Origin of the sequence: Streptomyces sp. DH37 (genome assembly GCF_029813835.1) — a bacterium.
GTDB lineage: Bacteria > Actinomycetota > Actinomycetes > Streptomycetales > Streptomycetaceae > Streptomyces.
The window spans coordinates 1-14478 of the sequence record NZ_JARVKV010000042.1 but is presented as its reverse complement, the minus strand read 5'-3'; the positions used below and the strand labels follow the sequence as shown (position 1 = coordinate 14478).

Sequence of the window (14478 nt, the reverse complement as noted above, 5' to 3'; positions counted from 1 at the left end):
GCGGAAGCGCGTCCTGCTTTTCCCCTGACAGCCACTGTTGACAGCCACTGTCGGTGGCCGCTGCGGTGATCGCCGCGCGTCGACGCGAGGAGATCACCGTGGGAACCCGGGACGCCGGCCCTTTCGGGAACGACATGGCCGCGGACTTCGCCCACACCCTGGACGAGACGGCCCCGGACGGGCGCGAGGGCCTCGTGCGGGCGGCGCTCGGCCGCACCGCCCGGGCCGGGACTGCCTCGAAGGCCCGGAGGGCGCGGGGGCTGTCGCGGCCGCCGCTCCCGTCGCGGCACGGTGCCCGGGCGGTGAGCCGGTCGGTACGGGCTACGGTCCCCGGGAGGCCCTTCCGGCCCTCGCCGGCGGTCTTCGGCCGCTCGCTGTCGAGGCACTCGACCGCGTGGCCGCCGAGGAGTCCGAACTCGCCGAACTCCGGGACGAGACACCCGGTGGCCCGAGGTGGCGGCAGGGCGTCAGCCGCCTTCCCGCCCTCCTCGCACCCGAGTCCGGCCCTCGAGTCCGGCTCTCGGGGGAGCCGGGCCCCGGTGCGGACCGGGGCCCGGCTCCCCCGGCGCTCACCTCGTACCGGCCAGGTGGCCGCTGCTGTCGTGGGCCGTCTCGTAGGCGATGCCGATGCGCAGCAGGTCGGGTTCGGCGAGCTGGTCGGCGATGAGCTGGAGTCCGATGGGGAGGCCGCTGCCGTCGAACCCGACCGGTACGGAGAGCGCGGGAAGGCCGGTGACGTTGGCCGGTGCCGTGAGCCTGACGTACATGTCGGTGACGGTCTCCGTGGAGCCGTCCCCCCACCGCACCGCGGGCTGTCCGCGCCCGGTCGCCGTGCAGGCGACGGTCGGTGTCGCGAGCACGTCGACGGTTTCGAACATCTCCCGCCAGGCCCGGCGGATGAGGGTGCGGGAACGCTGGGCCCGCAGGTAGTCGCCGGCGGGGATGAGCCGTCCGGCCTCGAGCAGGACCCGCACGTCCTCGCCGAAGAGGTCCGCGTGGTGCAGGAGGTGGTGTTCGTGGGCGGAGGCCGCCTCGGGGCTCATGTGGCCCCACAGGGTGGGCAGGAGGTACTCGGTCAGGGGAACCTCGACGTCGACGAGCGTCGCGCCGAGTTCGGCGATGCGCCCGACGGCGGCCCGGACCGCCTCCTCCACCTCGGGTGCCACGTGCTCGAAGAAGTGGTTCCGCGGGATCCCGACGCGCAGCCCCCGCAGATCGGTGGACCGCCCGCACCCGCGGTGGGGGTTGGGTGAGGTGATGCTCGCCGGGTCCCGGGGGTCGCGGCCGGCGATCGCGTCCAGCACCAGGGCGGCGTCGCGGACGCTCCGGGTGATGGGTCCGACGTGGTCCAGGGACCAGGACAGGGGCGCTGTGCCGTGGCGGGAGACGAGGCCGTAGGTGGGCTTGAGGCCGACGACGCCGTTGAGCGCCGCGGGGACCCGGATGGAGCCGGCGGTGTCGGTTCCCAGGGAGAAGGTGGCCGAGCCGGCGGCCACCGCGACCGCCGAACCGCCGCTGGATCCGCCGGCGATGCGGTCGGCGTGCCACGGATTGGCCGTCTGGGGGGTGACGAGGCCGTAGGCGAACTCGTGGGTGTGGGTCTTGCCGACCAGCACGGCGCCCGCCGCGGTGAGACGTGCCGCCACGGCGCTGTCCCGCGCGGGGAGGCGGTCGGCCCAGACGCGGGAGCTGGCCGTCGTGGGCACCCCGGACGCGTCGATGACGTCCTTGAGCGCGAAGGGGATGCCGTGGAGAGGACCGCGGTACCGCCCCGCCCGGATGTCCCGTTCCGCCTGTGCCGCCGCCGACCGGGCGGTTTCGGCGGTGACGGTGACGTAGGCGTTGAGGGCGCCCTCGGTCTCCTCGCACCGCCGGAGGACCGAGTCGGTGAGCTCGGCCGGCGAGAGGTCCTTCGCCGCGATGGCCTCGGCCGCGTCGGCGAGGGTGAGCTCATAGGGCTGCATCGGCGGATTCCCGGGGCGCGGTCGCGACGTGGTCGGTCACCCGGAACACCGGCGCGGGGGCGAGGCCGGTGAGGTCGAGACCGTGCAGCGCGCCGATGTCCCGGTGTATGCGGTCGGCGAGGGCCGCGGCCTCGGCGGACCGGCCGTCCTCCGGCCGCGCGTCGGCGCGGAGTCCGTACGGCGTCCGCCGGGTCGCGGGTTCCCGGGGGGTGGTGGGCAGGGACACGAGGTGCCTCCTCTCGGCACCGGGCCCGGGGGACGGGCCCGTACGACGTCGTAGGGCCCGGCGGCCCCGCTGGTACGGGGGAAAGGCGCGGGGCCGCCGGGCGGTCTCAGACCCGCGGTCCGGTCACGGCGGGCGGGTGAGGGCGGACCGTGCGGAGACGGCTTGCGGCGCGGGGGCCGGTCACAGGTCCAGGGTGACGTCGTAGGACTCGAGCCAGGCGTTGAGCGAGAGCGGGACCTCGAGGTCGATGCGGGTGATCTGCGTGCTCTCCGAGCTGACGGGCCGGTTGAGGCGGTCCTTGACCCGGTCCAGGTCGAGCAGGGGGAGGATGGGGGCGTCGCCGCTGGAGACGACCTCGGCGAGCCGGTCGCGCAGCTTCTTCTCGTACCCGGAGTCCTGGGTGCTCGGGTAGGGCGCCTTCACCCGCTCCACGATGGACTTGGGCAGGATGTCGCGGGTGGCGGCGCGGAGCAGGCTCTTCTCGCGTCCGTCGAACTTCTTCATGGACCAGGGGGCGTTGAAGACGTACTCGACGAGCCGGTGGTCGCAGAAGGGGACGCGGACCTCCAGGCCGACGGCCATGCTCATGCGGTCCTTGCGGTCGAGGAGGGTGTTCACGAAGCGGGTGAGGTTGAGGTAGCTGAGCTCCCTCATCCGCTTCTCCAGTCCGGTCTCGCCGGGGAGGGTGGGGACTTCGGCGATCGCCTCGTGGTAGCTGTCGCGCCGGCGGCCGGGTATGTCGAGGCGTCCGATGAGCCCCTTGTCGAAGAGCGGGGTGCCGTCGTAGAAGGGGCCGGGTGTGGTGGTGAGCCACGGGAAGGTCTCGGCGGTGAGGACCTCGGGGTCGTGGAACCAGCTGTAGCCGCCGAAGAGCTCGTCGGCCGACTCGCCGGAGAGGGCGACGGTCGAGCGCTCGCGGACGGCCCGGAAGAGCAGGTAGAGGGAGGGCCACAGGTCGCCGTACCAGACCGGGGGAAGGTCGGTGGCCCCCAGGACGGCGGCGCGGACGACCGGGTCGCTGAGGTCGTCGCTGTCCAGGAGGATCTCCCTGTGGTCGGCCTCGACGAGTTCGGCCAGGTCGCGCACGAAGGGAGCGTCGGGAGTGCTGCGCAGCGGGTCGGGGACGAAGCTCTCGGCGGCTCCGACGAAGTCGACGGAGAAGGAGCGGACGGGGCCGGCGCCCTGGTCCTTCAGCGCCTTGGCGGCGAGCGCGGTGACGGCTGAGGAGTCCAGCCCGCCGGACAGGAGGCTGCACAGCGGGACGTCGGAGATGAGCTGCCGGGACACGATGTCCTCGAGGAGTTCCCGGACGGTGCGCACGGTCCGGTCCAGGGAGTCCGTGTGCTCCGCGGCCTCCAGCGCCCAGTACCGGTGCTTGCTCAGCCCCTGGCGGCGCACGCGGACCAGGTGCCCGGGGCGGACCTCCGACATGCCCGTGAAGACGGCGTGCTCGGGGGTCTTGACCATGTCCAGTATCTCGCGGAGCCCGTCGGCGTTCACGCGGCGGGGGACTTCCGGGTTGGCCAGGATCGCCTTGGGTTCCGACCCGAAGAGGACGCCGTTGGGGGTGGGGTAGTAGTAGAGCGGTTTGACGCCCATGCGGTCGCGGACCAGGACCAGTTCCTCGCGGCGGGCGTCCCAGATCCCGAAGGCGAACATGCCGTTCAGCTTGCCGACCATGTCCTGGCCCCACTCCAGGTAGGCGCGCAGGACGACCTCCGTGTCGCTCTGGGTCCGGAAGCGGTGGCCGCGGGAGGCGAGTTCGGAACGCAGCTCCCGGTAGTTGTATATCTCGCCGCTGAAGGTGAGCACGGTCGGCGGGAGACCGCCCTCCTCGGCGAGCATGGGCTGCCTGCCGCCCGCCAGGTCGATGACGGAGAGCCTGCGGTGGCCGATGGCCGCGTGGCGGTCGAGCCAGACCCCCTCGGCGTCCGGGCCGCGGCAGGCCATCGTCCGGGTCATGGCCTCCGCGACGGCACGCTCTTGGGACAGATCACGTTCGAAATCCACCCAACCGACGATTCCGCACATGTACGTTGTCCTCTCCTTGGTGTGGTCGCTCGCGGTCCTCGGGCCGGCCGGCCCGAGGACCGCGGACCGTGCGACCGTGCGACCGGGCGAGTTCCGGGGCGTTTCAGGGGGTTGCGGGGGCCGTCCGGTGTCCTTGCGGCGGTCAGGTGCCGTCCGACCACGTCAGACGCCGGGCGAAGTGGGCCCACACGGCCACGACCATGAGGGTGGCGGTGACGCCGCCGAGGGCCATGACCGTGGACGGGGAGCTGCGGTCCAGGGTGAGGCCGCCCATCAGCGCGCCGAGCGAGATCGTCGCCTGGAAGGAGGCGGTGAACAGCACCGAGGCCGCCTCGGGCGCGTTGGGGGCCGCCTTGGCGAACCAGGTCTGGGAGGAGACGGGGATCGCGCCGTACCCGACGCCCCAGATGACCAGCAGGGCCACGGCCCCGAGCTCCCAGCGTCCCAGGACCGGCAGCAGCAGGGCGGCGACCGCGATCATGCCCGCGGCGATGCCGAAGGTGGCCCGGGGGCGGCGCGCCACCACCGCTCCGCCCAGGAAGTTGCCGGCGATGCCCGCGGCGCCGTAGATCAGCAGGAAGACGGTGATCATCTGGGGCCCGATCTCGGTGACCTGCTCCAGGAACGGCGTCACGTAGGTGTAGGTGCCGAAGTGCGCCAGCACGACCAGGAAGGTCAGCAGCAGCGCGAAACGCGTGTTGACGTTGCCGAACATGCCCCGCAGCACGCTCAGGCGGGTCCTCTGCTCCGGCGGCAGCGGCGGCATGACCAGCATCAGCATGACCAGCACGCCGACCGTCAGGACGCCCATGACGACGAACGCCGTGCGCCATCCGGCCAGGTCGCCGATGAAGGTGCCGGCCGGTACGCCGAGCACCGAGCCCAGCGGCACCGCGGAGAAGATCACCGCCGTGGCGCGGCCGACCGACTCCGCGGGCACCAGGCGTTCGGCCAGTCCGGCGCCGATCGACCAGAAGCCGCCGATGACGATGCCGACGACGACGCGGGAGACCAGGACGAGCCAGTAGTCCGGTGCCACGGCGGCCAGGAAGTTCGCCATGGCCAGCAGGAGCATGAACACGCACAGCATCAGGCGGCGGTCGATGCGCGCGGTCGCCACGGTGACCACCGGCGCGGAGACGGCCGCGAGGAACCCGGGCATGGTCATCATCAGCCCCGCCATCCCGTCCGAGATGGTGAAGCTGGACCCGATCATGGTGAGCAGGCCGATCGGCAGGATCTCGGTCGTGACGATCGAGAAGATTCCCAGCATCACCGAGACCACGGCCAGCCATCCGATCAGCGGGGATCGGGTCGGCAGGCCGGTTCCGCCAGGGTGGTGCGTGACGGCGGTGTTTGTCGAGGCCATGGGTTCCGTCCTGTGAAGGGCCTGTCGTTGCGCGATCAGTTCAGCAGGCTCCGAGCGGCGAAGGCTGGCGGATCCGCGACATCACCCTCGCGGTACGGGGGTGATGTCGCGGATCCGCCGAACCGCCGCCGGACCATCGCCGCTGGTCAGGGGATCCGGCTCCGGAACTTCGCAGTAGTGGCCCGTGTCGGGCGAGCAAACCGAAGCCACGGGCGACTTGGGCAAGTCGGCGGTCGCCTCCCCCTCCGGGGTGGTTCCGTTTGCCCCTGTTCCAGCGGTTTCCGGGCGGCGGGCGCGGGGGCGCGCCGGGCGCGCCGGCCCGTCCGGGGGTCGCCGGGAAGCACTCCCCCCGAACACGAGTCCACACGACCGTACTTGCGTACGACTTCGGCAAGAAACCATTGACCTGGGAAGACACGAAGGTGACGGTATGGATCATGCCGATTTCTGTGGCCCTACTCCTCGCATCGGGGATCTCAGGTCTCGACGCCTCGGCGGCACGTGAGATCTTCGGCGTCGACCGGACCTACCTGGCGGATCCCTGGTACGACTTCGCTGTCCGCGCCATGGACGACGTGCAGAGCTGCGACGCCTGCCGCGTCGAACGACTTTGCAGTCCAGAACAGTTGACCAAGACGCACACCGTCGTCGTTCCGGGCTGGCCGGACGTGCGGCAGGCGCCTCCCGCCGCCCTGGTCGGTGCGGTGCGCGACGCCCACGAGGCCGGCGCGCGCATCGTCGCCACCCACACGGGGACCTTCGTCCTGGCGGCGGCCGGTCTGCTCGAGGGACGGCGGGCGACGACGCACTGGGCCCACGTCGACACCCTGGCCGTGCAGTACCCGCGGGTGAGGGTGGACCTGGACGCGCCGTACGTGGACGAGGGTGACATCCTCACCTCCGCCGGCCAGGCCGCCAGCCTCGACCTGTTCCTCCACGTGGTGCGGCTCGACCACGGTGCGGCCGTCGCCAAGGCCCTGGCGCACCACCTCGTCATGCCTCCCCGGGACGCGGTGGAGAAGGCGCACCCGCCCGCCCCCTCCGAACCCGTCGGCGAGGACCGGATCCTCGCCGACGTCCTGTCGTGGGTGACGCAGCGTCTGGACAGCCAGGTGACGGTGGACGACATGGCGCAGCAGGCCAACGTCAGCCGCCGCACCCTGACCCGCCATTTCCGCGCCAGCACGGGGATGGCCCCCCTCCAGTGGCTCCTGGCGCAGCGCGTCCAGCTCGCCCAGCGCCTGCTGGAGACCACACGCCTGAGCGTGGAGCAGATCGCCGCCCAGACCGGCATGGGAACGGCCGCGACCCTGCGCCGGCACTTCGGTCGCACGGTGGGGGTGCCGCCCGACTCCTACCGGCGCTGGTTCCGTACCCGGGGAGAGGGCGGAGGGGTGAGGCTGGTGGGCGCCCCCATCACACCGGGACAGTGATGCCCGCGGCCCGGTCACGGCCGGCGCCACGTCCGAATCCGTCGTCGATGAGGAGCACACCCTGTGAACACCGCGGACCCCTCCGCTCCGGCCGCCCTGCCGGAGGCCTTCTACCACGACCTGGGAAACGGCCGCTATGCGAGCGGCCCGGCCACCGCGGGGCCCTGGAGCCCCAAGTGGCAGCACGGCGGGCCGCCCTCGGCCCTGCTGGGACGGGCGATGGAACGGCACGAGCCGCGGCCGGGCTTCCGGATCGCCCGGATGACGGTGGAACTGCCGCGCCCGGTGCCCGTCGCCGACCTCCACGTCAGCGTACGGACCGTGCACTCGGGCCGCCGCGTGGAACTGCTGGAAGGGGAGATCGGCTCGGGCGGGGGGACGGTGATGCTGGCCCGGGCCTGGCGGATGGCCGCCAGCCCGCCGGACACGCCCTCCCTGCGCTCCGCGCCCCCCGCGCCGCCCCTGCCCCCAGCCCAGCCGGCGCACACCATGGCCGGTGCGCACCTGGCGGGCTACATCGCGGCCATGGAGTGGCGTTTCGAGCCGGGCACGGGGTTCGACACCCCGGGGCCCGGCACGGCCTGGGCGCGTCAACGCATCCCGCTGCTGGCCGGGGCGGAGGACACACCGCTCACCCGTGCGCTGACCGTGGCGGACAGCAGTTGGGCGGTCGCCTTCGAACTGGACCACCACCGCGGGCTCGTCATCAACACCGACGTCACACTCGCCCTGCACCGCGACCCGGTCGGCGAGTGGCTGTGCCTGCGGTCGGCCACGGACGCCAGCCCGCACGGATCGGGGCTGGCCGTGGGGCGTCTGGACGACACGGCCGGCGACTGCGGTCGTGTGGCGCAGACGCTGCTGGTCGACCAGCGCCGGTGAACACCGATGGACGCTGACCGTGCGCGAACGCCGCCGGTCCTCGGGGTGCGCGAGGACCGGCGGCCGGGGCGCGGTCCGGGGCCCGCGCGGCCGTCCGGGGGCGCGGGCGGCCGGAGCCCGTCACTCGGGCCAGTGGACCAGGAGCTTGCGGGGCCCGCGGAAGGACACGTTGGCCGGGAAGTCGAAGTCCTGGCCCTCGACCATGCGCATCCCGGGTGCCCGTTGGGCCAGGAGGTCGAGGGCGATCCGCGCCTCCATGCGCGCGAGCGCGGCACCGATGCAGTAGTGGATGCCCTGCCCGAAGGCGAGGTGCTTGCGGGCGTCGTCGCGGTGGATGTCGAAGGTTTCGGGGTCCTCGAAGTGCCCGGGATCCCTGTTGGCCGCCCCGAGCAGCAGGAGCACCTTGGCGTCCGCGGGGACCTCGACGCCGCCCACGGTCACCTTCCTGGTGGTGATGCGGCGCCAGGCCGGGATGCTGCTGTCGTAGCGCAGCACCTCTTCGACGGCCTGGGGAATGAGGGACCGGTCGGCGCACAGGTCGTCCCACTGCCGGCGGTTGGCGAGCAGTCTGCGGACCGCGTTGCCGGTGAAACTGGTGGTGGTCTCGTGCCCGGCGAAGCTCAGTCCGTAGGCGACGTTCGTGATGTCCGGGATCGAGAGGCTTTCGGGATCGGCCCGGTGGATCCGGATCAGGTCGCTGGTGAAGTCGTCCACGGGGTCGGCCGCGCGTTTGGCGACGAACTCCTCGCAGTACCGCCAGTAGTTGACCATGTTGTTGGCGATGTCGCGCTGCTCGGCGGGAGTGGGTTTCCCCCAGCTGAAGGCGATGCGGTTGCCGCACCACGACTTCAACATGTCCATGTCCTCGTCGGGGAACCCGATGAACGTGAAGATCATGTACGCGGGCAGGGGGTAGGTCAGCGCCGACACCAGGTCGACCACACCGGGCTCGATCGCGTCGACCAGTTCGGTCGCCTTCGCCCACACCTTCGGCTCCAGGACCGAGATCCGCCGCGCGGAGAAACCCTTCTGGTTGTGTCTGCGTATGCGGGTGTGGCGCGGGGGGTCGCAGTCGGACATCACCGGATAGGCGTGGAATCCCTCCTTGATGATGGACCGCGCCTCCCCGGTCAGAGGAAAGACCGGGCGCTGCCCGACCGCCGCGGAGAACGTCTTCGGGTCCATCAGGGCGCTTTGGATGTCGTCGAAGCGGGTTATCACCCACATGTCGATGGCCGGCGCGTAGAACGCCGGCCCTTCCTCGCGCACGGCGGACAGGATCGGATAGGGGTCGGCGACATAGGCGTCACCCAGCGGATTGAATTCGTGATTGACCGGGCATGCCATCGCGTTCTCCATAACGGAACCTCCTGGGCTCGGCGGCCTCCAGTCTCACCCACCGCCGACTCCCTTGAAAACATGAATAACCTGGACACCAATCGAGGTTTTTCCGATGCCTGAGCGGATGAGTTTGCGACAGCTGGACTATTTCGTGACGGCCGCCGAGGCCGGGACGATGACCGGAGCGGCGCAGCGGCTGTACGTCTCGCAGTCCGCGGTGTCGGCCGGCATCGGGGAACTGGAGCACCAGCTCGGAGTGCAGCTGCTGATCCGCGCCAAGGCGAAGGGACTGACCCTCACCACCGCCGGACGGCTGTTCCTCCCGGAGGCCCGCGCCCTGCTCGCCCGCAGCGAGGAGCTGCGGGCGGGCATGCGGGAGGTGGGGCAGACCACGGCCGGCCGACTGGTGGTCGGGTGCTTCACCACCCTGGCGCCGTTCCTGCTGCCCCGGCTACTGGAGGAGTTCCCGGCCGCCTGCCCCGACGTCACCCTGGACTTCCTGGAGGGTTCCCTGAACGAATTACAGCACCTGCTGCGCGAGGGCCGGTGCGAACTGGCCCTGCTGTACGGGGTCGACATCGAGCCCGGCATCGTCTTCGACCGGCTCTACTCCACCGTGCCGCACGTCCTGCTGCCCCGGGAGCACCCGCTGGCCGGCCGGGAGGTGGTCCGTCTGGCCGATCTCGCCGACCACGACATGATCATGCTGGACGTGCCGCCCAGCCGCCGGTACTTCAGCGAGGTCCTGGCCGACGCCGGGGTCAGCCCGGTCGTCCGCCACCGCACCGAGAGCTTCGAGCTGGTGCGCAGCCTGGTCGCCCGCGGCGCGGGGTACTCCCTGCTCATCCAGCGGCCCGTCCCGGACGTCAGCTACGAGGGACGCGCCGTGCGGATGCGTCCCATCGCCGACGACGTCGCCCCGCTCCCCGTCGGGCTGGCGCGGCCCTCCGGCACCCTTCCGACCCGGCGCGCCGCGGCGTTCGCCTCGTTCTGCCGCGCCGTCTTCGCCGGCCCTCCCGGGGCGGAAGGCGGAGGGGCCGCGGAAGCGGGCGGGCCGCAGGGTCATGTCGCAAAGCTGCCAGCCTGACCCCGGCCACCGGGGCATGCTGGGCGAATGCATGAAGACGTGGAGCGATGTGTCCGGGCGGTGCAGTCCAAAGACGCTCGGTTCGACGGCTGGTTCTTCACCGCGGTGTTGACCACCAGGATCTACTGCCGGCCCAGCTGCCCGGTGGTGCCGCCCAAGCCCAAGCACATGAGCTTCTACCCCAGTTCCGCGGCCGCCCAGCAGGCCGGGTTCCGGGCCTGCAAGCGGTGCCGGCCCGACGCGACGCCGGGCTCCCCCGAGTGGAACGAGCGGGCGGACCTGGCGGCCCGTGCCATGCGGCTGATCAAGGACGGGATCGTCGACCGGGAGGGGGTGGCCGGGCTGGCGGCACGGCTGGGGTACTCCACGCGCCAGGTCGAGCGCCAGTTGCAGGCCGAGGTCGGCGCCGGTCCCGCCGCGCTGGCCCGGGCCCAGCGCGCCCAGGCCGCGCGGCTGCTCATCGAGACCAGCTCCCTGCCCATGACGGACGTGGCCTTCGCGTCCGGGTTCTCCTCCGTCCGCACCTTCAACGACACCGTGCGCGCGGTGTTCGGCCTCTCCCCCACCGAACTGCGCCGGCGCGGCCGTCCGGCGGACGTGACCGGCGCGGTGTCCCTGCGGCTGCCGTTCCGCGCCCCCCTGTGCCCGGACAACCTGTTCGGGCACCTGGTCGCCACCTCGGTGCCGGGCGTGGAGGAGTGGCGCTCGGGGGCCTACCGGCGCACCCTGCGCCTGCCGCACGGGCACGGGGTCGCCGAGCTCCGGCCCACCGGGGCCCCGTACATCCAGTGCACGCTGGCCCTGTCCGACCTGCGGGACCTGACCACCGCCATCAACCGCTGCCGCCGTCTGCTGGACCTGGACGCCGACCCGGTGGCGATCGACGAACTGCTGGGGCGCGACCCGGTCATGGCCCCGCTGGTCCGCAAGAACCCCGGCCGCCGCATCCCGCAGACCGTCGACGGCAAGGAGTTCGCCATCCGGGCGATGCTCGGTCAGCAGGTCTCCACGGCGGCCGCGCGCACACACGCCGCGCGCCTGGTGGCCGCGCACGGGGAGCCCGTCTCCGATCCCGGCGGAGGGCTCACCCACCTGTTCCCCACCCCGGCCGCCCTGGCCGGTCTGGACCCGGCCGCCCTGGCACTGCCGCAGAAGCGCAAGGACGCCGTCATCACCTTGATCGACACCCTGGCCTCGGACGACATCGACCTGGGCACCGGCAGCGACTGGCGGGAGGCCCGCGCCAGACTGGGGAGCCTGCCCGGGGTGGGGCCGTGGACGGTGGAGACCATCGCCATGCGCGCACTGGGGGATCCGGACGCCTTCCCCGCCACCGACCTCGGCATCAAGTCGGCGGCCGGTGAGCTGGCCCTGCCGAGCGCCCCCTCGGCGCTGGTCCGCCATGCCGCCGCGTGGCAGCCGTGGCGCGGCTACGCCGCGCAGCACCTGTGGGCCACCGGCGACCATCCGATCAACAAGATGCCCACCCGTGACGTCGTCGGAGTGCCGCGGACGGTCGCCGCGGCGCCCGCCGCTCCCTCCGGTGGCCGGCCGGCGGGCGCCCCGTGACCGACGGCGCCTCCCCGGAGGCGCGCGGCACGGCCCGGACGCCCGCCCCGTGACCGGGCGGCGCCGGTGGCCGGCGGCACGACCGGCCACCGACCACCGGCCGCCGGCGCCGTCGTCCGCCGGCCCGGAGGGCGCGGTTCAGGCGGTGAGGTCGACGAAGTGGGCCGAGCCGGCGCCGATGGCCTCGCCGACGGCGTCGAGCACGGCGGCCGGAACCGCGTTGTCCACCGTCAGGGCGACCGCCGCCTCGCCTCCTTCGGTGATCCGCGCGACCTGCATGACGGCGATGTTGATCCCGGCCTCCCCCAGGATCCGCCCGATGGTGCCGATCATGCCGGGCATGTCCTTGTACCGGAGGAAGACCATGCGGTCGGTGATGCCCAGCTCGATGTCGTAATCGCCGATGCCGACCAGCTTGCCGACGTGCCTGGGCCCGGTCGACGTGCCGGAGACGCCGACCTCCCGGCCGTCGGGGAGCGTTCCGCGCACGGTGACCACGTCACGGTGGTGGGTGCACTCCGAACTCGTGGTGAACCACACGTCGCGGATCCGCTCCCGGGCCAGCAGCGGGGAGTTCACCAGCGTGATCGTCGCGTCACCGGTGCCCGTCAGCACTCCCTTGAGGGCGGCGCGTTCGAGCACGGCGACATCGTGCCGGGTGATCTCCCCGCGGACCTCGACGTGCAGACCGGCCGGGAGCAGGCCGCCGGCGAGGGCGGTGAAGATCCGGCCGAGGTTCTCCGCCAGCGGCAGGAGCCGGCCGACCTCCTCCGTGACGGCCCCGCCGTGGACGTTCACGGCGTCGGCGACCAGCTCACCCGCCAGGGCCCGCCGTACGGCGTGGGCGACGGCGATGCCCGCCTTGTCCTGGGCCTCGACGGTCGAGGCGCCGAGGTGCGGGGTCACCACCACGCTGTCGAGGGCGAACAGCGGGGAGTCGGTGCAGGGTTCGACGGCGAAGACGTCCAGGCCCGCGCCCGCCACACGCCCTTCCCGCAGAGCCTCGGCCAGCGCCTGCTCGTCCACGATGCCTCCCCGCGCGGCGTTGACGATCCGCACGCCCGGCTTGACCCGCCTCAGTTCGTCGCGGCCTATCAGGCCGATCGTCTCCGGGGTCCTGGGCAGGTGCACGGTGATGAAGTCGGCCGTCTCGAGCAGGGTGTCCAGGGGGACCGGCTCGGCCCCCGCCTGCTCCACCTGGTGCGCGGACAGGTTCGGGTCGTGGGCGACGACCCTCATGTCGAAGGCCGCCATCCGCCGCGCCACCAGCTTCCCGATGCGCCCCAGGCCCACGACGCCGAGGGTCTTGCCGGCCAGTTCCACGCCCACGTACCTGCTCCGCCTCCACTCGCCCGCCCTGAGGGACGCGTCCGCCTGGGGAATGTGGCGGGCCAGGGAGATGATCAGGCCGCAGGCCAGCTCGGCGGCGGTGACGGTGTTCGAGGTGGGGGCGTTGACGACGGTGACGCCCGCCCGGGTGGCGGCCTCGACGTCCACGTTGTCCAGCCCCACCCCCGCCCGCGCGACGATCCTGAGGCGAGGGGCGGCGGCCAGCACCTCGGCGTCCACACGGGTGGCGGAGCGCACCAGCAGCGCGTCGGCCCCGCCCACCGCCGCGAGCAGGGCGGCGCGGTCGGCTCCGTCGCAGCGCCGGACCTCCACGCCCGGACCCAGGGCGTCGACGGTGGCCGTCGCCAGGTCCTCGGCGAGCAGTACGACAGGCTTGTTCATCGGGGGACTCGATTCGGGGGAGGCGGCGGGGGTGTGCGTCACCGGGCGGACCGGTCGGACGGCTCGGCGGCCACCACGGGGTGGTCGGCCTCGAGCGGGGGCTGGGCGCTGGCGCCGCCGGGCGAGCCGACGGCGGTGAAGAAGTCCCGGTCCGCGGTCGCGTACTCCGCCCACCGGGAGGGGACGGAGTCCTCGTAGAAGACGGCCTCGACCGGGCAGACCGGCTCACAGGCCCCGCAGTCGACGCACTCGTCGGGGTGGATGTACATCTTGCGCGGGCCCTCGTAGATGCAGTCGACGGGGCACTCCTCGATGCACGCCTTGTCCTTGACGTCCACACACGGCTGGGCGATCACATAGGTCATCAACGGCTCCGGGTACGGCGGAAGGGACGGGGGTGTTGCCCGGTCACACGACTGTCCAGGTGTCGGTGCCGGTCAGGAGCGCGTCGAGGTCGCCCTTGCCGTGCTGGACCACGGCCTTCTCCAGTTGCTCGGTCATCAGGGTGTCGTAGACCGGGCGGTGCACGTCCCGCAGGACGCCGATGGGGGTGTGGTGCAGGGTGTCGGCGTCGGCGAGGCGGGAGAGGGCGAAGGCGGTGGTGGGAGAGGCCGCGTGGGCGTCGTGGACCAGGACCCCGTCGGTGCCCTCGACGGTGACGTCGATCACCTTCAGGTCGCCGGTGGCCCGGTCGCGGACCACGCCCTTGGAGCCCAGACCGTCGCCTCCGTCTTCGGGCGGGACCGGCGCGCCGAAACGGATCGGCTGCCCGTGCTCCAGCCGGATCACCGCCTCCAGCGCCTGTTCCTTGTCCTTGAGCACCTCGAAGGCGCCGTCGTTGAAGA

The 14478-nt window shown here is 72.5% G+C and carries 11 protein-coding genes and 2 pseudogenes; 5 read left to right on the top strand and 8 right to left on the bottom strand.

Going from position 1 to position 14478, the window contains the following annotated elements; genetic code table 11:
- Positions 1–134: 134 nt before the first annotated feature.
- Positions 135–667: pseudogene (locus QC029_RS20185) on the top strand (DUF4259 domain-containing protein).
- On the opposite strand, the gene QC029_RS20180 reads toward QC029_RS20185, so the two are convergent.
- The 4 genes from QC029_RS20180 to QC029_RS20165 all read right to left on the bottom strand — a co-directional run bounded on the left by QC029_RS20180 (position 570) and on the right by QC029_RS20165 (position 5590).
- Positions 570–1964, bottom strand: a complete 1395-nt coding sequence (locus QC029_RS20180; RefSeq protein WP_279557115.1) for an amidase — start codon at positions 1962–1964, stop codon at positions 570–572. The pseudogene QC029_RS20185 and the gene QC029_RS20180 overlap by 98 nt on opposite strands.
- The gene (locus QC029_RS20175) at positions 1951–2190 is read right to left on the bottom strand and encodes a hypothetical protein (protein ID WP_279557114.1); all 240 of its coding nucleotides are present in this window, start codon (positions 2188–2190) and stop codon (positions 1951–1953) included. The genes QC029_RS20180 and QC029_RS20175 overlap by 14 nt, the downstream gene beginning before the upstream one ends.
- Before the next feature lie 180 nt (positions 2191–2370).
- Positions 2371–4221: an asparagine synthase (glutamine-hydrolyzing) gene (gene asnB, locus QC029_RS20170; protein WP_279557113.1), complete on the bottom strand. Its 1851-nt coding sequence runs from the start codon at positions 4219–4221 to the stop codon at positions 2371–2373.
- 142 nt (positions 4222–4363) lie between these two features.
- Positions 4364–5590 carry an MFS transporter gene (locus QC029_RS20165; RefSeq protein WP_279557112.1) on the bottom strand — a complete coding sequence of 409 codons (1227 nt, stop codon included), beginning with the start codon at positions 5588–5590 and terminating at the stop codon, positions 4364–4366.
- Between the two features lie 437 nt (positions 5591–6027).
- On the opposite strand from QC029_RS20165, the gene QC029_RS20160 reads away from it, so the two are divergent.
- On the top strand, positions 6028–7023 hold the full coding sequence (locus tag QC029_RS20160; RefSeq protein WP_279557111.1) for a helix-turn-helix domain-containing protein: 996 nt from the start codon (positions 6028–6030) through the stop codon (positions 7021–7023).
- A gap of 63 nt (positions 7024–7086) precedes the next feature.
- Positions 7087–7905, top strand: a complete 819-nt coding sequence (locus tag QC029_RS20155; protein ID WP_279557110.1) for a thioesterase family protein — start codon at positions 7087–7089, stop codon at positions 7903–7905.
- Positions 7906–8025: 120 nt separating this feature from the next.
- Here QC029_RS20155 and QC029_RS20150 read toward each other — a convergent pair whose 3' ends face one another.
- A complete protein-coding gene (locus QC029_RS20150) occupies positions 8026–9264 on the bottom strand; it encodes a cytochrome P450 (protein WP_279557109.1) in 1239 nt (412 codons plus the stop codon).
- A gap of 106 nt (positions 9265–9370) precedes the next feature.
- Between QC029_RS20150 and QC029_RS20145 the strand changes: the two genes are divergently transcribed.
- Both QC029_RS20145 and QC029_RS20140 read left to right on the top strand, forming a co-directional pair.
- Positions 9371–10333, top strand: coding sequence for a LysR family transcriptional regulator (locus QC029_RS20145; RefSeq protein ID WP_279557108.1), 963 nt, complete (start codon positions 9371–9373; stop codon positions 10331–10333).
- 27 nt (positions 10334–10360) lie between these two features.
- Positions 10361–11902, top strand: a complete 1542-nt coding sequence (locus QC029_RS20140; protein ID WP_279557107.1) for an AlkA N-terminal domain-containing protein — start codon at positions 10361–10363, stop codon at positions 11900–11902.
- Positions 11903–12040: 138 nt separating this feature from the next.
- Here QC029_RS20140 and serA read toward each other — a convergent pair whose 3' ends face one another.
- From serA to QC029_RS20125, 3 genes and pseudogenes are all read right to left on the bottom strand, one after another.
- The gene (serA, locus tag QC029_RS20135) at positions 12041–13633 is read right to left on the bottom strand and encodes a phosphoglycerate dehydrogenase (protein ID WP_279557106.1); all 1593 of its coding nucleotides are present in this window, start codon (positions 13631–13633) and stop codon (positions 12041–12043) included.
- Between the two features lie 38 nt (positions 13634–13671).
- Positions 13672–13998 (bottom strand): ferredoxin, encoded by a 327-nt coding sequence (fdxA, locus tag QC029_RS20130; protein ID WP_279557105.1) that lies wholly within the window; start codon positions 13996–13998, stop codon positions 13672–13674.
- A gap of 43 nt (positions 13999–14041) precedes the next feature.
- Positions 14042–14478, bottom strand: a pseudogene (locus QC029_RS20125) (2-oxoacid:ferredoxin oxidoreductase subunit beta); the annotation flags it as partial.

What these genes read in the sequence shown, in the direction of transcription:
- QC029_RS20140 (WP_279557107.1), top strand. Translation starts at nt 10,361, where the DNA reads ATGCATGAAGACGTGGAGCGATGTGTCCGGGCGGTGCAGTCCAAAGAC.
- QC029_RS20160 (WP_279557111.1), top strand. Translation starts at nt 6,028, where the DNA reads ATGCCGATTTCTGTGGCCCTACTCCTCGCATCGGGGATCTCAGGTCTC.
- QC029_RS20145 (WP_279557108.1), top strand. Translation starts at nt 9,371, where the DNA reads ATGAGTTTGCGACAGCTGGACTATTTCGTGACGGCCGCCGAGGCCGGG.
- QC029_RS20150 (WP_279557109.1), bottom strand. Translation starts at nt 9,264, where the DNA reads ATGGAGAACGCGATGGCATGCCCGGTCAATCACGAATTCAATCCGCTG.
- fdxA (WP_279557105.1), bottom strand. Translation starts at nt 13,998, where the DNA reads ATGACCTATGTGATCGCCCAGCCGTGTGTGGACGTCAAGGACAAGGCG.
- asnB (WP_279557113.1), bottom strand. Translation starts at nt 4,221, where the DNA reads ATGTGCGGAATCGTCGGTTGGGTGGATTTCGAACGTGATCTGTCCCAA.
- QC029_RS20180 (WP_279557115.1), bottom strand. Translation starts at nt 1,964, where the DNA reads ATGCAGCCCTATGAGCTCACCCTCGCCGACGCGGCCGAGGCCATCGCG.
- QC029_RS20165 (WP_279557112.1), bottom strand. Translation starts at nt 5,590, where the DNA reads ATGGCCTCGACAAACACCGCCGTCACGCACCACCCTGGCGGAACCGGC.
- serA (WP_279557106.1), bottom strand. Translation starts at nt 13,633, where the DNA reads ATGAACAAGCCTGTCGTACTGCTCGCCGAGGACCTGGCGACGGCCACC.